Source organism: Streptomyces sp. NPDC107550, assembly GCF_055639095.1.
On record NZ_JBVKBC010000010.1, the window covers coordinates 30,967 to 49,759 of the forward strand.

The 18,793-nt window shown below is 73.0% G+C and carries 21 protein-coding genes; 12 read left to right on the top strand and 9 right to left on the bottom strand.

All coding sequences use genetic code 11. The features are described 5' to 3' along the window. Positions 1–111: 111 nt before the first annotated feature. Positions 112–2,211: a SpoIIE family protein phosphatase gene (locus tag ACZ7LY_RS16185; protein WP_471625218.1), complete on the top strand. Its 2,100-nt coding sequence runs from the start codon at positions 112–114 to the stop codon at positions 2,209–2,211. A gap of 39 nt (positions 2,212–2,250) precedes the next feature. After that, a complete protein-coding gene (locus ACZ7LY_RS16190) occupies positions 2,251–2,919 on the top strand; it encodes a VOC family protein (protein WP_471625219.1) in 669 nt (222 codons plus the stop codon). A 48-nt stretch (positions 2,920–2,967) separates the two neighbouring features. Here ACZ7LY_RS16190 and ACZ7LY_RS16195 read toward each other — a convergent pair whose 3' ends face one another. Both ACZ7LY_RS16195 and ACZ7LY_RS16200 read right to left on the bottom strand, forming a co-directional pair. After that, on the bottom strand, positions 2,968–3,453 hold the full coding sequence (locus tag ACZ7LY_RS16195) for a nucleoside deaminase (RefSeq protein ID WP_471625365.1): 486 nt from the start codon (positions 3,451–3,453) through the stop codon (positions 2,968–2,970). Positions 3,454–3,556: 103 nt separating this feature from the next. After that, a complete protein-coding gene (locus ACZ7LY_RS16200; RefSeq protein WP_370443954.1) occupies positions 3,557–3,634 on the bottom strand; it encodes a 50S ribosomal protein bL37 in 78 nt (25 codons plus the stop codon). 237 nt (positions 3,635–3,871) lie between these two features. Between ACZ7LY_RS16200 and ACZ7LY_RS16205 the strand changes: the two genes are divergently transcribed. Continuing rightward, a complete protein-coding gene (locus ACZ7LY_RS16205; RefSeq protein WP_471625220.1) occupies positions 3,872–4,666 on the top strand; it encodes an SDR family NAD(P)-dependent oxidoreductase in 795 nt (264 codons plus the stop codon). Positions 4,667–4,672: 6 nt separating this feature from the next. On the opposite strand, the gene ACZ7LY_RS16210 is transcribed toward ACZ7LY_RS16205, so the two are convergent. Next, positions 4,673–5,155 carry a carboxymuconolactone decarboxylase family protein gene (locus ACZ7LY_RS16210; protein ID WP_471625221.1) on the bottom strand — a complete coding sequence of 161 codons (483 nt, stop codon included), beginning with the start codon at positions 5,153–5,155 and terminating at the stop codon, positions 4,673–4,675. Between the two features lie 119 nt (positions 5,156–5,274). Here ACZ7LY_RS16210 and ACZ7LY_RS16215 point away from each other — a divergent pair, with 119 nt between their 5' ends. After that, entirely contained in the window at positions 5,275–6,570 is a 1,296-nt protein-coding gene (locus ACZ7LY_RS16215; protein ID WP_471625222.1) for a GNAT family N-acetyltransferase, read from the top strand. A gap of 104 nt (positions 6,571–6,674) precedes the next feature. Further along, complete coding sequence (locus tag ACZ7LY_RS16220) at positions 6,675–7,403, top strand: helix-turn-helix domain-containing protein (protein WP_471625223.1); 729 nt, start codon at positions 6,675–6,677, stop codon at positions 7,401–7,403. 57 nt (positions 7,404–7,460) lie between these two features. Here the strand turns inward: ACZ7LY_RS16220 and ACZ7LY_RS16225 are convergent, their stop codons facing one another. Continuing rightward, positions 7,461–8,153: a DUF899 family protein gene (locus ACZ7LY_RS16225; RefSeq protein WP_471625224.1), complete on the bottom strand. Its 693-nt coding sequence runs from the start codon at positions 8,151–8,153 to the stop codon at positions 7,461–7,463. Between the two features lie 191 nt (positions 8,154–8,344). Here ACZ7LY_RS16225 and ACZ7LY_RS16230 point away from each other — a divergent pair, with 191 nt between their 5' ends. The 3 genes from ACZ7LY_RS16230 to ACZ7LY_RS16240 are packed head-to-tail and all read left to right on the top strand — an operon-like array spanning position 8,345 to position 10,272. Further along, positions 8,345–9,547, top strand: coding sequence for an MFS transporter (locus ACZ7LY_RS16230; protein ID WP_471625225.1), 1,203 nt, complete (start codon positions 8,345–8,347; stop codon positions 9,545–9,547). A 21-nt stretch (positions 9,548–9,568) separates the two neighbouring features. Further along, positions 9,569–9,886, top strand: a complete 318-nt coding sequence (locus ACZ7LY_RS16235) for an ArsR/SmtB family transcription factor (RefSeq protein WP_471625226.1) — start codon at positions 9,569–9,571, stop codon at positions 9,884–9,886. Further along, entirely contained in the window at positions 9,883–10,272 is a 390-nt protein-coding gene (locus ACZ7LY_RS16240) for a VOC family protein (protein WP_471625227.1), read from the top strand. Before ACZ7LY_RS16235 ends, ACZ7LY_RS16240 begins: the two co-directional genes overlap by 4 nt. Before the next feature lie 86 nt (positions 10,273–10,358). Here the strand turns inward: ACZ7LY_RS16240 and ACZ7LY_RS16245 are convergent, their stop codons facing one another. Beyond that, entirely contained in the window at positions 10,359–11,726 is a 1,368-nt protein-coding gene (locus ACZ7LY_RS16245; protein ID WP_471625228.1) for a DUF5933 domain-containing protein, read from the bottom strand. Positions 11,727–12,023: 297 nt separating this feature from the next. Between ACZ7LY_RS16245 and ACZ7LY_RS16250 the strand changes: the two genes are divergently transcribed. Next, the gene (locus ACZ7LY_RS16250; protein ID WP_471625229.1) at positions 12,024–12,455 is read left to right on the top strand and encodes an OsmC family protein; all 432 of its coding nucleotides are present in this window, start codon (positions 12,024–12,026) and stop codon (positions 12,453–12,455) included. Between the two features lie 150 nt (positions 12,456–12,605). Beyond that, positions 12,606–13,193, top strand: a complete 588-nt coding sequence (locus tag ACZ7LY_RS16255; RefSeq protein ID WP_471625230.1) for a hypothetical protein — start codon at positions 12,606–12,608, stop codon at positions 13,191–13,193. 133 nt (positions 13,194–13,326) lie between these two features. Here ACZ7LY_RS16255 and ACZ7LY_RS16260 read toward each other — a convergent pair whose 3' ends face one another. Next, positions 13,327–14,544: an erythromycin esterase family protein gene (locus ACZ7LY_RS16260; RefSeq protein WP_471625231.1), complete on the bottom strand. Its 1,218-nt coding sequence runs from the start codon at positions 14,542–14,544 to the stop codon at positions 13,327–13,329. Between the two features lie 58 nt (positions 14,545–14,602). On the opposite strand from ACZ7LY_RS16260, the gene ACZ7LY_RS16265 reads away from it, so the two are divergent. Beyond that, positions 14,603–15,376: a TioE family transcriptional regulator gene (locus ACZ7LY_RS16265; RefSeq protein WP_471625232.1), complete on the top strand. Its 774-nt coding sequence runs from the start codon at positions 14,603–14,605 to the stop codon at positions 15,374–15,376. A 106-nt stretch (positions 15,377–15,482) separates the two neighbouring features. Here ACZ7LY_RS16265 and ACZ7LY_RS16270 read toward each other — a convergent pair whose 3' ends face one another. From ACZ7LY_RS16270 to ACZ7LY_RS16280, 3 genes are all read right to left on the bottom strand, one after another. Further along, complete coding sequence (locus tag ACZ7LY_RS16270) at positions 15,483–15,992, bottom strand: hypothetical protein (RefSeq protein WP_471625233.1); 510 nt, start codon at positions 15,990–15,992, stop codon at positions 15,483–15,485. 95 nt (positions 15,993–16,087) lie between these two features. Next, positions 16,088–17,113, bottom strand: coding sequence for a metallophosphoesterase family protein (locus ACZ7LY_RS16275; RefSeq protein ID WP_471625234.1), 1,026 nt, complete (start codon positions 17,111–17,113; stop codon positions 16,088–16,090). Between the two features lie 217 nt (positions 17,114–17,330). Beyond that, complete coding sequence (locus ACZ7LY_RS16280; protein ID WP_471625235.1) at positions 17,331–17,753, bottom strand: hypothetical protein; 423 nt, start codon at positions 17,751–17,753, stop codon at positions 17,331–17,333. 512 nt (positions 17,754–18,265) lie between these two features. Here ACZ7LY_RS16280 and ACZ7LY_RS16285 point away from each other — a divergent pair. Further along, positions 18,266–18,760, top strand: a complete 495-nt coding sequence (locus ACZ7LY_RS16285) for a hypothetical protein (RefSeq protein ID WP_471625236.1) — start codon at positions 18,266–18,268, stop codon at positions 18,758–18,760. Positions 18,761–18,793: the final 33 nt, after the last annotated feature.

Here is an 18,793-nt window from a genome sequence, read left to right on the forward strand (position 1 = left end):
GGAACCTCCGAGGGGCCCCGCCGCAGGCCCCGTACCCCGCCCGGACCCGACCGCCGCGCGCCCGCCCCGCGCGGCGGTTACGGTGACGATCGGTACAACGGAGCGAGTCATATGGGGCCTGCGAAGCGACCGGACATCGGTCTGGAAGAGCGCCTGCGCCTGAACGGCGTGGGCAGTTTCGACTGGAATCTCGACGACGGCACTCTCGACCTCGACGCGAACTGCCGCGCCGTGCTCGGCATCGACGAGGAAGAGTTCCGCGGCACGGCCGCGTCCCTCGGCTCCCGCCTGACCCCCGAGGACGCCGTCCGCATCACCGCCGCCGTCCACACCGCCGCGGCCTCCGGCGCCGACTCCTACGGCGTCTACTTCCGCGTCCGCCTGCCCGACGGCTCCCTGCGCCTGAGTCACGCCTCCGGCCGCCTGCTGCGCGACGGCGACGGCCGCGCCGTACGCGTCATCGGCATCCTGCGCGCCGCGCCCAGGGAACCGCAGGAACTGGCCGGGCTCGACCTGCGCGCCGCCAAGGGCCGACGCCTCTCCCTCATGGTGGAGGGCACCACCGAAGCCCTGTCCCGCGCCGTCACCGTCGACGACGTCGTCGCCGTGCTGTCCGGCGCGGGCGGCCTCGACCGGTTCGCCGCCGACGGCCTCGTCCTCGGCCTGCGCGAAGGCGACGCCCTCAAGCTCATCGCCCTCGTCGGCCAGTCCATGGAAGCGCTCTCCGAACTCAAGCTCCACCAGGTGGACGAGACGCTGCCGTTCGTCGACGCGGTCCTGCGCCGCAAACCCCGCTTCGTCAGCGCCCTGTCCGAACTGCGCCCCGGGCTCAGCCGGCTCGGCCCGTACGTGCACAAGCTGCGCCTGGACTCCGCCGCGTTCCTGCCGCTCGTCGCGCAGGACCAGGCCATCGGCGGGCTCGCCCTGTTCTACCGGGGCCGCAGGGAGTTCTCCGACGCCGACCGCAACCTGTGCGTCGGCCTGTCCGGCATCGTCGCCCAGTCCCTGCAACGCGCCATCCTCTTCGACGAGGAACGCGACCTCGCCACCAGCCTCCAGTCCACGATGCTGCCCCGCGACATCCCGCACGTGCCCGACACCGAGGTCGCCGTCCGCTACCACGCGGCCTGGGGCGGCCGCGAGGTCGGCGGCGACTTCTACGACGTCATCACCCTGCCCCGGGGCCGCATCGGTCTCGTCGTCGGCGACGTCGAGGGGCACGACACGCACGCCGCTGCCATCATGGGCCAGCTCCGCATCGCGCTGCGGGCGTTCGCGGGGGAGGGGCACGCCCCCTCGACCGTCCTGTCCCGCGCCTCGCGCTTCCTCGCCGAACTCGACACGGAACGCTTCGCCACCTGCACCTACGCCCAGTTCGACCCGGCCACCGGCATCCTGCGGGCGGTGCGCGCCGGACATCTGCCGCCGCTCGTGCGCCACGGCGACGGCCGCGTCGGCATCCCGCGCCTGCGCGGCGGCCTCCCGCTCGGCATCGCCACCGAACTGGAGCAGGAGGACTACCCCGAGACCCGCCTCGACCTCGTCCCCGGCGAAACGCTCCTGCTGTGCACCGACGGCCTCGTGGAGGAGCCAGGCGTCGACGTCGACACCGGCATGGCCGCCCTCGCCGACGCCCTGTCGGCCGCACCCGCGAGCGCCGAGGAGGTCGCCGACCACCTCTCGCGCACCCTGTGGCGCAAGTGGGACAGCGGCGACGACGTCGCCCTGCTCGTCCTGCGCCGCGTCCCCGACCCCGGCACCCCGCAGGCCCCCCGCATCCACCGCTACGTCCACCAGGCCGACCCCGAGGGCCTCGCCGACGCCCGCGCGATGCTCCGCGAACACCTCATGGCCTGGGGCCTCGGCGAGGTCGCCGACGACGTCGAGGTGGTCGCCGGGGAACTCCTCGTCAACGCCCTCGTACACACCGAGGGCGGCGCCATCCTCACCCTGGAGGTCCGCACCGGCCCGCCGCGCTGCGTCCGCCTGTGGGTCAAGGACCGCTCCAGCACCCGCCCGCGCCGCCGCAGCCCCGGCGAGACCGCCACCTCCGGGCGCGGTCTGCTGCTGGTGGAGGCCATCGCCTCCCGCTGGGGCGTCGAACCGCGCGGTGACGGCAAGGCCGTGTGGTGCGAGTTCGCCGTCCCCGGCGGCGACTGCGGCGAGCCGGAGGGCGCGCCCGACCACCCGCCCGACATCGAGCAGGAATGAAGAAGCCCCGGTCAGCGGCGCGCCTCTAGCGTGGAGGACATGACTTCCCTCACCTCCGTCACCCTTGAGGCGACCGCCCCCGAGGCCGCCGCCGAGTTTTTGCGCACCGCGTTCGGCATCCGCGACCACGTCCACGTCCGCGCCGCAGGAGAGGCCCCCTCGACGGGCTTCCGCGGTTTCACGCTCTCCCTGACCACCGCGCAGCCGGCGAACGTCGACGCCCTCGTCGCCGCCGCGCTCGCTGCGGGCGCCACCACCGTCAAAGCGCCCCACAAGTCCCTGTGGGGCTACGGCGGAGTCGTCCAGGCGCCCGACGGCACCCTCTGGAAGATCGCCACGTCCGGCAAGAAGAACACCGCCCCGGGCGCCGCCCGCTTCGACGAGATCGTGCTGCTCCTCGGCGTCGAGGACGTCAAGGAGACCAAGCGCCTGTACGCCGAGCACGGCCTCACGGTGGCCCGCGGCTTCGGCGGCAAGTACGCCGAGTTCACCGCCGGCGCGGGTACGCCCCTCAAGCTCGGCCTGTACAAGCGCGCGGCCCTCGCCAAGGACGCGGGCGTCCCCGCCGACGGCAGCGGCTCGCACCGCCTCGTCCTCGGCGGCGCCGGCGACTTCACCGACCCGGACGGCTTCGTCTGGCAGGAGGCCACCGCGCCCGCCGCGGCAGCGGCCGACCGGCCCGAGCAGACCCCGGCAGACCGCCCCTGACGGAACCCGGCAGAGCGCCCTTGACGCGGGCCCCGGCCGGGCGTGCCGTCAGCGTGCCGAGGATTCCTGCGCGAACCTGCGGTGCAGTTCCCGTACCTCCGGCACGAGCGTGTCGACCGGACCCTCGACGACCACCTCCGGCGCGATCTCCGACGCCGCCAGCGCCCGTACGGGACCCAGCGGCCGGCCCCATTCGGCGAGCCACTGCGTGAGCTGCGCCGACGACGCCACGTAGACGATGCGGCCGAGCCCCACCCACGCGTGCGCCGCCGCGCACATCGGGCAGTGCTCACCGGAGGTGTAGACGGTGGCCGAGGCGCGCTCCTCGGGCGTCATGTTCTCGGCGGCCCAGCGGGCGAGGTCGAACTCGGGGTGGCGGGTCGCGTCGCCGCCCGAGACCCGGTTGCGGTCCTCGGCGCGGACCGTGCCGCCGCCGTCGACCAGGACCGAGCCGAACGGCTCGTCACCGGCCTCCAGCGCCTCGGCGGCGAGTTCCACACACCGGCGCAGATGCGGCAGCTCCGACGGCTCCATCACGACCACCCTCCTACGGACGTCCAGGTCACAGCGCCCGCCATGATGGCAGACGCGAAAGGGGCGGCACGCGTGCGTGCCGCCCCTTCGTCCGTGCCCGCAGTCAGGACTGGGGACGGCTGCCGTGGTTCGCGCCGTTCTTGCGGCGGGCCTTCTTCTTGCGGCGTCGCTTCGAGGACATCGCTACCTCCCAGGGTCGGTGTTTCGTGCGTTTCTCCCTGGAACGGTCCAGGCGAGCACGCGTCCGCCTACCCAGGACCACGCCCCGTCATGACGTGTCGTACGTCACTTCCGCGCGTGTCACCCGGACCGGTGACGGCCCGCTCGCACGGATGGACGAACGGACCCGTTGCCGGAGCACGTGTACGGGTACGTGTGGGACGTAACCACCCTCGTGAGCCGCAAGGAGCCCCACCCCATGCACATCGACCTGACCGGACGGACCGCGCTGGTCACCGGCTCCACCCAGGGCATCGGCGCCGCCATCGCCACCGGCCTCGCCCGCGCCGGGGCCCGCGTCGGGATCAACGGCCGCTCGCGGGCCCGCGTCGAGGCCGCCATCGCGCACATCGACGCGGACGTGCCCGGTGTCGACCTCGTGCCCGTGGTCGCCGACGTCACGACCGAGGAAGGGCTCGCCCAGGCCGCCGAGGCGCTTCCGCACGTCGACATCCTCGTCAACAACCTCGGCATCTTCGGCTCCGCCGACCCGCTGGAGATCAGCGACGACGAGTGGCGCCGCTACTTCGAGGTCAACGTCCTCGCCGCCGTCCGCCTCATCCGCCACTACCTGCCGGGCATGACCGAGCGCGGCTGGGGGCGCGTGCAGAACATCGCCAGCGACTCCGCCGTCGTCGTCCCCGCCGAGATGATCCACTACGGGATGACGAAGACGGCGCTGCTGTCCGTGACACGCGGCTTCGCCAAGCAGGCGGCCGGCACGGGCGTCACCGTGAACTCCGTCGTCGCCGGGCCCACGCACACCGGCGGCGTCGAGGACTTCGTCCGCGAACTCGTCGGTGACGACATGCCCTGGGACGAGGCGCAGCGCGCGTTCATGCGCGAGTACCGGCCGCAGTCCCTCATCCAGCGGCTCATCGAGCCCGACGAGATCGCCCACATGGTCGTCTACCTCGCCTCCGAGCAGGCGAGCGCGACGACGGGCGGCGCGCTGCGCGTGGACGGCGGCTACGTGGACTCGATCCTGCCCTGATACGCCCTACGCGGGGTCCGGGCGCACCGGGTGCTTGCTCAGGATCGACACGCGGTTGAAGGCGTTGATGGTGACCGCCACCCAGATCACGGCCGACAGCGCGTCCTCGTCGAACACGGCGCGGGCCTGCGCGTACGCCTCGTTCTGGAGGGTGGCGTCGGCCGGGTGCGTGACCGCTTCGGCCAGCGCCAGCGCGGCCCGCTCGCGGTCGGTGAAGACCTCCGTGTCCCGCCAGGCGGCGAGCACGCCGAGCCGCCGCTGGCTCTCGCCCGCGCGCAGGGCGGCCCGGGTGTGCACGTCGAGGCAGTAGGCGCAGCCGTTGAGCTGCGAGACCCGCAGGTTGACCAGTTCGACCAGGACGCGGTCGAGTCCGGCCTCGGCGGCGCCCGCCCGTACCGCCTCGGCGGTCTGCGTCAGCGCGTGATACGCCTTGGGGCTCTGCTTGTCGACGAACACCCGCCGGGGCGTCGTGGACGGGCTCTCGCTCAACTCTGTCTCCTTCGAGGTGCGTTGCGGCTTCAGGTCGCGGGCCGCGCCGCCGAGGACGTATGATCACCGCAGTAGTTGAATCTTAACCTAATTTGGCGAGGGTGAAGGTGAGGGCGGGGATGAACAGCACCGTGGAGGTCCTGACCGCGCGGGACGTACCGCTCGGCGGACCGCGCTCCATGACCGTGCGCCGGACACTGCCCCAGCGGGCCAGGACGCTGATCGGCGCCTGGTGCTTCATCGACCACTACGGGCCCGACGACGTCGCCGCGACCGGCGGCATGGACGTCGCCCCGCACCCGCACACCGGCCTGCAGACCGTGAGCTGGCTGTTCACCGGCGAGATCGAGCACCGCGACAGCCTCGGCACCCACGCCATGGTCCGCCCCGGCGAGCTGAACCTGATGACCGGCGGCCACGGCATCAGCCACACCGAGGTCTCCACCCCGGACACCACCGTCCTGCACGGCGTACAGCTCTGGGTCGCCCTGCCGGACGCCCACCGCGACGCCGCCCGCGCCTTCCAGCACCACAGGCCCGCCCCCGTCCGCGTCGAGGGCGCCGACATCAGCGTCTTCCTCGGCACCCTCGCCGGATCCACCTCGCCGGTGCGCACCTTCACCCCGCTGCTCGGCGCCGAACTGCGGCTCGCGCCCCGCGCCCGCGTCACCCTGGACGTCGACCCGGCCTTCGAGCACGGCCTGCTCGTCGACGAGGGCGCGGTCACCTTCGCGGGCACCGCCCTGGAACGCGCCGCCCTCGGCTACACCGCACCCGGCGCCCGCACCCTGAGCCTCGTCAACGACGGCGACACGAGCGCCCGCGTGATCCTCCTCGGCGGCCCGCCGTTCGACGAGGAGATCCTCATGTGGTGGAACTTCGTCGGCCGCACCCACGAGGACATCGCCGTCGCCCGCCGCGACTGGGAGGCGCGCTCCGAGCGGTTCGGCCACGTCGAGGGCTACCCCGGCGACCGGCTCCCCGCCCCCGCCCTGCCGCACACCACACTCAGGCCCCGCACCAACCCGCCGCTGCCCGGAGGAACCGCCATGACCGAACCCGCCGCCACGCCCGCCCCGGCGCCCGCCGCCGCCCCGACCGTCCGCCGCGTCGAGGAACGCCACCGCTACGTCATCGAGGTCGACGGCGAGAGCGCGGGCTTCACCGCCTACCGCGACCGCGACGACAGGCGCGTCTTCTTCCACACCGAGATCGACGACGCGTACGCCGGTCAGGGCCTCGCCGCCACGCTGGTGCGCGAGGCGCTCGACGACGTGCGCCGCAGCGGCCTGCGCATCGTGCCGGTGTGCCCGTACGTGGCGAAGTTCCTGAAGAAGCACGACGAGTACGCCGACCTCACCGACCCCGTGACGCCCGAGGTCCTGGAGTGGCTCGACGGCGTCCTCAAGCGCTGACCCGGGTACGTGCGGACGCGCCCCGGCGAAAGGGGGGCGCGTCCTCGCGGCCGGTCCGTCGTTGAACACGTGACCTAGATCAACGCGTTCGAGAAAGGCGGCGGATGAGCAACAAGGCCAAGAAGAAGGGCCGCAGGCACCGCACGGTCAACCGCACCCCGCGCCCGGTCGGCCCCGCGAGCACCCCGCGCGCCACCACCCCGGCGACGGCGACGGCGGTGGCGGACCCGGCCCCGGGCCCCGACCTGGACCGCGTCCTGCGCAACCTCGGCTACGGCCGCCCGCGCACACCCGACCCCGCGAAGCGGGACGCCCCGGCACCCGCCCCCACCGCGCAGGGAGCCCCGGCGCCCACGCAGGAGCACACCCCCGGGCAGCACGCCGCCGAGCGGCAGACCCCCGCCCCCACCGCGCAGGACGCCCCCGCGCCCGCCCCCACCGTCCCCGCGCCCACCGCGCCGGAGCCCGACAGCACCACCCCCACCAGCCCCGCCCCCGCAGCCGCCGCCCGCGCCACCGCCCCCGTGCCCCCGGCGCGGACCGCCGACCGGCGAGCGGACCCCCACCCGGCGCCGCAGCCCCCGACGCCGGCCGCCGACCTCGGCAAGAACGCCCGGCTGACCCTGGACCACCTCGCCCAGGCCCCGGACGGACTCACCCTCGACGAGGTGTGCGCCGGCGTCGGCTGGACCGCCCGCACGGTCACCCGGCACCTGAAGACGCTCGCCGAGCACGGCCTCGCCCGCGAGGACACCGGCGGCCGCTGGACCGCGCTCACCCCCGAGCGCGAACATGCGGCCGAGCGCGAGCACGCCGCCGCCCCCACGGGCTGACGCGGCACCCCTGCCGACCGAGGCGGACGGAGAGCACCGGCTCCGTCCGCCGCCGCGTCAGCCGTCCTCGCCGTACGCCTCGGCGATCTCCTGGGACGACGCCCAGCGCCGGTACGTCTCCTGCTGCGGCCATCCCTCGGGCACGTCCTGCCAGACCTCCTGACGCCCGTACGGCAACAGGTCGACCAGGCCGAACAGCGGGCTCACCTGCTCCACTCCGCGCCCGTCCGTGTGCCAGGTGCGGTAGACGGTGTCGCCGTCGCGCAGGAACACGTTGAGCGCGAACCCGCCGCCGGGAGGCGCCCCCACGTCGGCGCCGAACGGGCTGTCGGCGGTCGAGTACCACGTCATGCGGTTGCCGACCTTGCGCTTGTAGGCGAGCGCCTCCTCCAGCGGGCCCTGCGTCACGATCACGAACCGCGCGTCGAACTTCTCGATCCCGAGGAAGCGCGTGAACTGCGACGTGAACCCCGTGCAGCCCGGGCACTGCCAGGCGGCGCCCTCGTGCCACATGTGGTGGTAGACGATCAACTGCGGCTTGTCCTCGAACAGCTCGACGAGCCGCACCGGGCCCTCCTCGCCCGCGAGGACGTAATCGGGCATCTCGACCATCGGCAGACGCCTGCGCCGCGCCGCGATGGCGTCCAGCTCCCGCGTCGCCGCCTTCTCCCGTGCGCGCAGTGCCGCCAGTTCCTTCGCCCACGTCGCGGCATCGACGACGGGCGGCAGTGCGCTTCGGCTGGTGGACATGGTGCCTCCGGACCTTAGGGTGGGTGTCTGACCATGCAGACCGCCCCGCGCGCCTGAACTCATCGGTGCGCCCGCCGCCGTACGTGAGACGAGTCACGGCGAGAGGGCGGCGGATCTTGGAATGCGGCGCGTTCCGCAGGCGCTGCACCGCGTGACCGCCGACCGTCATCTTCGAAAGGTTCCCCCGCACCATGCCGTTGGCTCTGTTGGCCCTGGCTGTCGTCGCATTCGGCATCGGCACCACCGAATTCGCCACGATGGGGCTGCTGCCCCAGATCGCGGACGGGATCGGGGTGTCTGTGCCGCAAGCCGGCAACCTCGTCTCGGCCTACGCCCTCGGCGTCGTCGTCGGCGCTCCCGTCCTGACCGGCATAGGCGCCCGCATCCCGCACAAGCGCCTGTTGTTGCTGCTCACCGGCCTGTTCGTCGTCGGCAACACCGCATCCGCGTTCGCCTCCGACTTCGGGCTGCTGTTCGCCGCCCGCTTCCTGTCCGGCCTGCCGCACGGCGCGCTGTTCGGCGTCGGCGCGGTCGTCGCCTCCCGGCTCGTCGCGCCCGAGCGCGCCGCCACCGCCGTCTCCCGCATGTTCCTCGGCCTGACCGTCGCCAACATCATCGGTGTGCCCGCCGGCACCGCGCTCGGCCAGCACCTCGGCTGGCGCGCCGCCTACGTCGGGGTCGCCGTCATCGGCGTCGTCGCCTTCGCCGCGCTCGCCCTGTTCGTGCCGCACCAGCCGCGCGGACAGCAGTCCGGCGTCCGGCACGAACTGCGGGCCATGGGCAACAAGCAGGTCGTCATCGGCCTGGCCACCGCCGTCGTGGGCTTCGGCGGCTTCTTCGCCGTGTACAGCTACCTCGTACCGATGCTCACGCACCTCACCGGCCTGTCCGACGGCGCGACCACCGGCGTCCTCGCCCTGTACGGCGTCGGCATGACGCTCGGCACGCTCGTCGCCGGGCCGCTCACCGACCGCGCCCTGCGCCCCACCCTGTACACGGCCCTCGCGCTGCTCGCCGCCGCGCTCGTGGCGTTCTACTTCACGGTGCACCACACGGTCCTCGCGCTCGTCACGGTCACCGTGGTCGGCGCGCTGGGCTCGCTGATCACCACGCCCATCCAGATGCTCCTGATGGCCAAGGCGAAGGACGCGCCGACGATGGCCGCCGCCTCCAACCACTCCGCGTTCAACCTCGCCAACGCGGGCGGTGCCTGGCTCGGCGGCCTCGTCATCGCGGCCGGCTGGGGCTGGGCCGCGCCGAGCCTGGTCGGCGCCGCCCTCGCCGTCGCGGGCCTCGGCCTCGCCTTCGCCGGCGGCCGCATGGACCGCGGCGCGGGCCGCAGCGAGGTCGTCTCCACGCACCAGGCGGAGGCGCTCGACTTGGTAGGCAAGTAGAAACTTGCCTATGGTGGAGGTGTGGCCGACGACGTGTTCAAAGCCCTGGCGGACCCCACCCGCCGCGCCATCCTCGACGAACTGACAGGGAAGTCCGGGCAGACCCTCTTCGAGATCTGCTCCCGGCTGAGCGCCCGGCACGGGCTCGGCCTGACCCGTCAGGCGGTCTCCCAGCACCTCGCCGTGCTGGAGGGCGCCGGTCTCGTCGTGACCCGGCGGGAGGGCCGCTACAAGTTCCATGACCTGGAGACGGCCCCGCTGCGGGAGCTGGCCGCGCGCTGGCTGCCCGCCGAGCCGTCCGCACCCGAGCCGTCCGCACCCGAGGAGCCCGCCCCATGAAGATCCACCTCACCAGCGTCTTCGTCGACGACCAGGCGAAGGCCGAACACTTCTACACGCAGGTGCTCGGCTTCGTGAAGAAGCACGACGTGCCCCTCGGCGGCGGCGCCCGCTGGCTGACCGTCGTCTCGCCCGAGGACCCCGACGGCACCGAACTGCTCCTGGAGCCCGCGGGACACCCCGCCGTCGCCCCCTACCGGGACGCGCTGGTCGCCGACGGCATCCCGCTGGCCCAGTTCGCCGTCGACGACGTCCACGCCGCGTACGAGCGACTGCGCGCCCTCGGCGTCCGCTTCACGCAGGAACCCCTGGACGCGGGCCCGGTCACCACCGCCGTCCTCGACGACACCTGCGGCAACCTCATCCAGCTCGCCACCCAGCCTTGACGGCGGCACACCACCGCCCCGGCACCTCGCGGGTGCCGGGGCGGTGGTGTGCCGTGCGGTGACGGGGAGCGCCGGAGCGGTCCGGGTCAGGCGGGCTCGGGCTGCGGGTCTCCGGAGCGGGCGGGGGCCGCCGGCTCCGGCTCGCCGGCCCGCGGGCTCCACAGCCGTGCCGTACGCACATACAGATGGATCACCGAGCCGAGCACCGCGAGGATCAGCGGCCCGTACAGCCACGGGTACGCGGCCATCTGCTGCGGCAGCCAGCGGTACGCGACCAGCAGCGCCCCGAACGCGACGCTTCCGTAGCCGACGAGCAGCGTCGCCGAGCGGTCCCAGCCGTACGCCAGGGCCCGCATCGCGGCCTCGATGGTCAGCGCGAACACGACACCGGCGACCAGGTCCATGCCGTAGTGATAGCCGAAGCCCAGGGTCGCGGTGAGCGTGGCGACCAGCCAGAACGTGCCCGCCCAGCGCATGAACCGCGATCCCTCGCGGGAGTGGATGAACAGCGTCGTCGCCCAGGCCGTGTGCAGGCTCGGCATGCAGTTGCGGGGGGTGACCCCGTCGAACGGGATCGCGTGCGGCACTCCGATCTGCGGCAGCAGGTCGGGCCAGACGTTCGACGCCGCCCACTGGCCGCCCTCGGCGCCGTACGCGTACACCGGGCCGACCACCGGGAAGATCATGTAGATCACGGGCCCGAGCAGCCCGATCACGAGGAACGTGCGGACCAGGTGGTGGGCGGGGAAGCCGTGCCGGGCCGCCACGTTGCGGAGCTGGTACAGGCCCACGAGGGCGGCGGCGAGCGGCAGTTGCCCGTACACGATGTGCAGCAGCACGCCGCCGACCGGGTCCGTGGCCTCGACGATGCGGCCGACGACCCAGGACGGGTTGCCGAGCGCGTGGTCGGCGGTCGCCACGTACGGGTCGAGGACCGTCGGCCGCGTCTTCGACGTGATGAGCAGCCAGGTGTCGCCCGCCTTGTGGCCGCTGACGAGCAGCAGTCCGAGGCCGACGCCCTTGAGCCGCAGGAGCCGCTCGCTGCCGGTGTGCCGGTAGACGGCGTACGCCGCGATGCCGACCATGGCCCACAGGGCGCCGTTGCCGAAGTAGACGTGCGTGCCCATGATCCAGCGGAACAGCACGAACACGATGTCGATCACGGCGGCCGCGCACAGCGCGACGCGCCGTTCCCGCCAGGGGATCACCACCATCGTCAGCGCGAGGCCGCCGTAGAGCAGCGACGCCGAGGTGGGGGTACGGAAAAGCTCGCCGCCCTGCGCGGCCAGGGGGCCGGGCTCGCCGTAGTGGCGCGCCGTGATCTCCAGGCCGACGAGGAAACCGAGCGTCGCCAGACCCGCCACCGCCCACAGGAGGGTGCGCGGCTCGCGCCACGAGGGTGCCGGGGAGCCGCTGCGGTCGGGCGAGGGTATTCGAGGTGGTGTGGTCTGCACGTGTCTAACTCGTCGGCTCTGAAGGCTGGCTGGGCATAGGGGATATGGAGATGTAGAGATATGGAGATATCGGGCGAAACGTCGTTTGTGGTGCGGTATGCCGCGATGTTCCGTGAAGAACGGGCGATCGGGGTGATCGTCGGCAAGTTCGAACATGCTAACGGCACGCGCGGCGGGCAGATAGGGCCCCGTCGGAAGGTGGCGCGAAGCCTGCCCGGAAGGTGGCGCGAAGCCTGCCCCCGGCGCCACGAGGGCGCCCGCGCCGCACGGGCCCCGGGCGCCCTCTACTGTCGACGCATGACTGACCAAACGCAGCGCTCCGTCACCGTCGAGCGCACCGGCGAGGGCCGCTTCACCGCCACCAACGCCCGCGGCGACCGCATCGAATTCGGCACCGGGGACAGCGGTTTCACGCCGGTCGAGCTGTTCCTCGCCGCGATCGGCGGCTGCTCGGCCGCCGACGTCGACGTCGCCACGAGCCGGCACACCGAACCGACCGCCTTCACCGTCCACGTCAGCGGTCACAAGACCGAGGACGACAGCGGCGGCAACCTCCTCACCGACCTGCGGGCCGCGTTCACCGTCACCTTCCCCGAAGGCCCCGGCGGCGACCGCGCCCGGACGATCCTGCCGCGCGCGGTGAAGACCTCCCACGACCGCCTGTGCACCGTCAGCCGCACCGTCGAGGCCGGCACCCCCGTCACCACCAGCCTCGACGACCCCGCCTGACCCGCCCGCCGGGGGCCGTCCGGTGCCAACGCCCGCGGAAGTTGGACCGGCGGCCTCCCCGGACACCGCGCCGCGCCCGCAAGCTGGGAGCCGGCCCGCGCCGCCCGCCGGAGCGGACCGGCCGCACCACAGGCACGAGGAGGCGCCGCGATGGACCAGACGACATGGGAATGGGGCACCGAGGAGTTCGGCAGCTCGCACCGGGGCCGGGCCAGGGCCCTGCTCGCCGACGGCAGCGAACCCCGCCCGCGCTTCTTCGACATGGGCAGCGGCAGCAGCATCCCCTCCTCCCGCGACTGGTGGGTCTACCACGGCCGCGACGGCGCACCCCGCGCCGCCGCCCTCGCCGCGCTGTGCACGTGCGGCTGGCACGCTCCGCGCAGCCACCCCATCGACTGGTCCGACATCGACCCCCACGCACCGCACGGCTACGACATCGCAGGGCCGCGCGCCGACTGGGCCGCCCACATCGCGGAGATCACCGCGCGCACGGTCGCCCTGCCGCCCGACGTCACGGCCCTGTTCGACCAGCTCTCGGCCCGCCTGTCCGCGCTGGCCGACGACGACCCGGTCGCGGCCCTGCGCGCGACGACCTCCCTGGAACGCCTGATCCGCCCCATCGGCCTCACCGCCGCCCACGCCCCCGCCGCACACGTCCTGGCCGTCGCGGAGGGCCTCGGCATCACGGAAGACCAGGCGGACTCCCTCTTGCGCCGCTTCTCGGGTCGCTGGTGGTGACACGCCCGCACGGCCCACGCCGATGGAGCAGGCCGGCAATGCCGGGTGGCGCGAGGCCGACAGCGCCGGGCGGCGCGAAGAGGCGGGCGCGCTCACCGTGAGCCCTCACCAGTGCGCTCTCACTCGTGCGCTCTCACCCGGGCGCCCCCTCCCGGCGCACCTCCCGTACGAAGACCAGCGCGTCCCACTCCGAAACGTGCCCGGGGTCGAGCGGCGCGTACCCGAACCACGGCGACTCCCGCCGCCGCGGCTCCCGCCCCTCCCACGACGCCGCCCACCGCGCCGGGCCCACCAGGGCGAGCGGCCCGCACGCCCCGTACAGCCGTCCCTCCAGCGTGTCGGGTGCCGGAGCGCCGACGCCCTGGTGGTCGAGCGTGCCGAGCGCGGTCGCGGCGTACGCGTACTGCTCCCCGAGCCGCTCGCTCACCAGCGCGCCCGCGCTCCACCAGTGCACCGGCTCACCGCCGCCCATCCGCAAGGAGCTGCGCGGGCGCTGGAGATGGGCGTTGTGCGCGTGGACCAGGGTCGGCCCGCGCCGGGCGAGCGCGAGCAGGTTGCCGGCCATCATCTGGTCCCGCACGGCGAGCAGCCGGCTCATCCGGGCGGGGGAGCGGTCCGCCATCCAGTGGTGGTAGCGCAGCAGCCCCCGCGCCGTACGGGCCCACAGCCGGGCCCGCTCACGCTCCGCCGGCCCGCAGACCGTCCGCAGGTGCGGCGCGTGTTCGTCGAGGAGCGCGGACAGATCGTCGGCGATCAGGCGGAGCCGGCCCGCGTCGGCGGACTGCCCGCAGGAGTGCGCCGGGTCCCACATCGCCGCCTCGGCCGTCCAGCGCGCGTCGTCGCCGAGGAGCGCGTCGAGGCCGCTCGCCGTGCAGGGCAGCAGCGCCGGATCGATCCGCTCCGCGAGGAACGCGTGCAGCGCCGTCAGCGGCTCGCGCGGCGCGGCGGCGCCGGTGATCTCCAGCGGCCCGTCGAACCCCGCGAACCGCACCTGCTCCGGCGCGGGCCGCCCGTCGTTGTAGGCGCGCATCCAGCGTACGAAGTCGCGGTTGGCGGCGCTCGTGCCCCAGCCGTGGCTGATCCCGCCGGCCACCACCTCGTCCAGTACGCCCGGGCCGCCCGTCACGTAGTCGTCGACCTTCACCCCGAGCAGACAGTCGCTCTCCCACGCGATCGTGCGGTAGCCGTGTTCCTCGACGAGCTGCCGGAACAAGGTGTTGCGCACGCGCAGCAGGGCGTCCTCGCCGTGGGTGGGCTCCCCGAGGGCGAGCAGACGGGGCCGGTGCGGCAGGAGCCGCAGCAGGGCGGTGGCATCGAGATCGGCGAGGTGTTCCACGAGGTCGGAGGTCATGCCTTCGACGCTATCGCTGAAGGCTCGGTGGAGACTTTCGCGCGTTATCGTCGCGTTCATGGGGCGAAACCTTCAAAGCGGGGAACGGCTGCGGCCGGTCGATCTGGCACGCGGGCACGGCCTGTCCACGCAGGCGGTCAGGAACTACGAGGACGCGGGCATCCTGCCGCCCGCCGCCCGCACCGCCCACGGCTACCGCGCCTACACACCGCTGCACGACAAGGCGCTGCGCGCGTTCCTCGCCCTGCGTGTCGGGCACGGCCACCGGACGGCGACCACCGTCATGCGGGCCGTCCATGACGACGACGCGGCCACCGCCTACCGGGCGCTCGACGAGAGTCACGCCCGTCTCCTTCAGGACCGCCGCACTCTGGACGCGGTCGAAGAGGCCCTGCGCGCCCTCGCTCCGGACGGGGAAAGCCCGCCCGGCGATACGGCCTCGGTCCGGGCCCCGGCCAGGGGGCAGTCCAGGGGCACCGGGGCGACCTTCATCGGGCCGCTGGCTCACCGTCTGGGGCTGCGCCCCGCGACCCTGCGCGCATGGGAGAGGGCGGGCCTGGTGCGGCCCCGCCGGGATCCGGCCACGGGCTACCGCGTCTACGACGACTCCGACATCCGCGACGCCCATCTCGTGCATCAACTGCGGCGCGGTGGAGCGCCGTTGGAGCGCATCGCCCCGCTGATCACCGAGGTGCGCACCGCCGGCGGCCTCGAACCGCTGCGCGCGACGCTGGAGGACTGGCACGCTCGCCTCACCGCCCGCTCCCGCGCGATGCTGGCAGGCGCGGCAGCCCTGGACGCGTACCTCGTCCGCTTCGACGACCGCACCTGAAAGCCGCCGAACTCGGGAGAGGGGAAGGGCCACTGGGCCGCCGGGAGCATGCGGGAGGGGCTGGCTGCGCGAGGGGAGCGGACGAGGGGAGCGGTGTCCCGCGGCCTCAGCCGCGCCGGGTGTGCTTCGCGCCCCAGAACACCGATCGCGCCGCCCGCACCCGCGCCGTCTGCCGCTCCCCGTCCCGGGCCCGCGTGTACGCGCTCCGCAGTTCTCCCGCGGCCGCGAGCAGCCCGCTGCCGTCCGGTGCCGTGCGCCACAAGAACGTGTGCCGTTGTACGCCGGTGATGGCGTCGGCGCACGGGGAGGGCGCGGTGAACTCGTCGCCGGCCCTCAGCATCACTGCCTCCGGATCCTCGGGCCACCCCTCGCCCGAGCCGGGCTCGGCCAGCAGATAGAACGCCGGGCGCGGCTCCCGGTGCTCCTCCAGGACAGGGATCTTGGTCGCCTGGTCACCCAACTCCCACAGCACGGTCAGCGCCAGCGGCTGTAACAGCCGCAGCACCTCGAAGCCGGCTCCCACCGGCAGCGTCGCCAGGTGCGGTGGCCGCCCCCAGGCTTCCTCGACCGTAGCGGGCCTCGGATGGCAGGCCGCTAACCACTGTTCCCCGTTCATGCGCCGACCGTATCCGTCAATCCCCTGTCCGTCAGGCGAACGCCAGGTTGCCCCAGCGTCGAACTGGCCGTCGAGAGCCGCGATCTGGCGAGGCGTCAGATCCTGGTGCTCAGGGGCACAGTGACCTGTTTCAGCCAGGCCCCGGCGGCGAAGTCCCGGGCCCGTACGACGACGCGGTCGCGGTGCACCTCGATCTGGAGGCCCTGGTTGAAGGTGCCCGGCACGGTGTTCTCGCCGCCCTGCCCGTTGTCCGTGAACCCGGTCTGCACGGCGCCCGTGTTAATCACCGAGAAGCCCTCCAGGTTCGCCGTACCGGGCACGACACGGCGTACGTACCAGTCCGAGAGGCCGAGGTCCCAGTGCGTGTGGCCGCTGAACAGGAACACGTCCCGGTACCGGCCGAGCAGCCCGAGCAGCCGGTCCGCCTGGAGATAGTCGCTCATGTACAGCTTGTTGCGGGTGCCGGAGACGGTGTTGGGCAGCGGGTGGTGCGTGATGACCATGACCGGTTTGCGCCGCCGCTCCCAGTACCGCAGCCGCTCCTCAAGCCACTGCAACTGCGCCTCGCTCAGCCACACCTCGTCCCACAACTTCGGGTCGTGGTAGTGCATGTAGCGTTCGGTGCCGATGGTGAGGACGGGGATGCCGCCGAACGTCGTCTCGTCGTACACCCGCCCCCGCTCGGCGAAGTTGTAGAAGCTGCGGAACAGCGAGTCCTCCGTCGTGCCGTTCGGCCAGGACGCCTGCGCCAGCGTCTGCGGGTCGGCCCACTTCGGCACGTAGAACTCGTGGTTGCCTATCGCCCAGGCGATCTCCCGCGGCTTCGGCTCCCGCGCCAGCACCTTCCGTACCTCGGCGTACTCCGCGTCGTACCCGCGCGGTGTGATGTCACCGGCGACCGCGAGCCCCGACCCGCTCGGGTTGGTGGCCCGTATGTCCCGCAACGCCACGGCCAGATCGCCGAGATCGCCCTGGATGTCACTGACGACGTTGAACGCCGTCACCGGCGCCGGCGCCCCGCCTCCCTTCCCTGCGGCCGACGCGGGCAGGGCGGCGACCCCGCCGAGCGCCGCGGCCCCGGCGGCTCCCGCGGTCGCGGTGATCAAGGTTCTGCGCTGCACGAAGACTCCCTTACGTAGACCGTGCGGCGGCGCCCGGAAACGCCCCGGCACGACGGCTGCTCGGATCAGACCCGTTATCTCTACGCGACCTTTACGGCCAGAGGGTGAACTCCGTCTGAAGGTCCCCGCCCCCGCGCGGCGATGGGCCCCCGCCTCCACGAACAGCGACGGGCCCCCGCCCTCCCGAGCAGAAGGAGAGCGGGGGTCCGTCCGTGCCTCAACGGATCGTGACCTGCACGGTGTTGGAGACGGCGCCGCCGCCCACGATCCGGATCTTGTTCAGGCCCTTGATGCCCAGCTTCACCCGCAGGTTGTACGTGTGGGCGCTCGTGGTGTTCATCTGGATCGGCAGGCTGACCCAGTGGCCCCGCTGCATCTGCTGGAGCGTCACACGCGTCCCGGCGGGCAGCCGCGTCGAGGTGCCGTAGACACGGAACTGCTGCCACGCCTTGATGGCGGTCACGCTCGCCTTGGCGGTGAGCGTGGGACGCGGCGCCGAGACGCCGGCGGAGGAGAAGGACGAGGACGCCGCGCCGTGCGGGTGCCCCGCCGCGACGGCCTGCCCGGCCGTCAGCGGCGCGAGGCACAGCAGCAGGCCCGCGCCGGTCGCGGCAGTGGAGCGAAGGGAGAGACGACTCATGAGGATGCCCCGATCGGAGAGAAACGGATGAATCGCCGCACGGTAGGACGGCGTCCGGGGCGCCACGCGCGTCCCGCGCCCGTGTCGGCGCGCCCGGCCGGTGACTTCACCCGAATACCCGTACGCCAGTTCGCCCGCCGATACCACGCCCGGAACCCGCTCCGCAGGAAGACGCCCGTCCAGGTACCAACTTCTGGATGCGTTGGGGGTGCCGGGGCTCGGCTCGGTGTCGCCCCCGCCCGCGCCCGCCGGTCCGCGCCCCTGCCCGGCGCCCGCCCGCCCGGGCCCGCCGACGCTTGACCCGCCGCCGCTTGGAAATATTTTTACCGCCCTTTTCTCGCATCCGTACAACCATTTCGGCGAACCGATTCTCCTGCAAGATTCGCAAAACAACTCCGGCGTTACTGGAACTGCGGCACGGAATTGGACATCTTTAGCAGTGACCAAGCGCCCGGGGCCGACCGCCCCGGAGCGGAAATTCACCTTGTACGGGGAAGGCAAGGCACCCTCTCATGCGCGTCAATGTTCGCTCTCGTCTGATCGCCGCCGGTTCGATCGCGGCCGTCGTCTCACTCGCTGCCATCAGCCCGGCACTGGCCGGCCCGACCCCTGCTCAGGCGCACCGCACCACGGCCGCCGCCACCCAGGGCGACCCGCGGAACGCGACCGACCGCGTCGCCGATTTCTACGGCGCCTACATCGACGCCGCGTGGACGGGCGGTTCCGCCGCGGGCGCGCAGATGAAGTCCCTCAAGAAGTTCTACCTGACCGCCGCCGAACAGAAGAAGGTCGCGGCGTTCGAGGCGAGGGAGCACGCGGACGGAATTCTGTTCGCGCAGAACGTTCCGGTGAAGTGGGCGGTGACGTACACCGGTTCGGGCGCCGGACATTCGACGGCGCTCGTCACGCTCACGTGGAGCGACGGAAATCACCCGCAGGTCTCGAAGATCAAGGTGCAGTCGGACCTGCGCACGAAGCAGATCACGGACCTCGCGCCCACGAGGTGACGTGGCGGGCCGCACGCAGGCCCGCAGAGATCC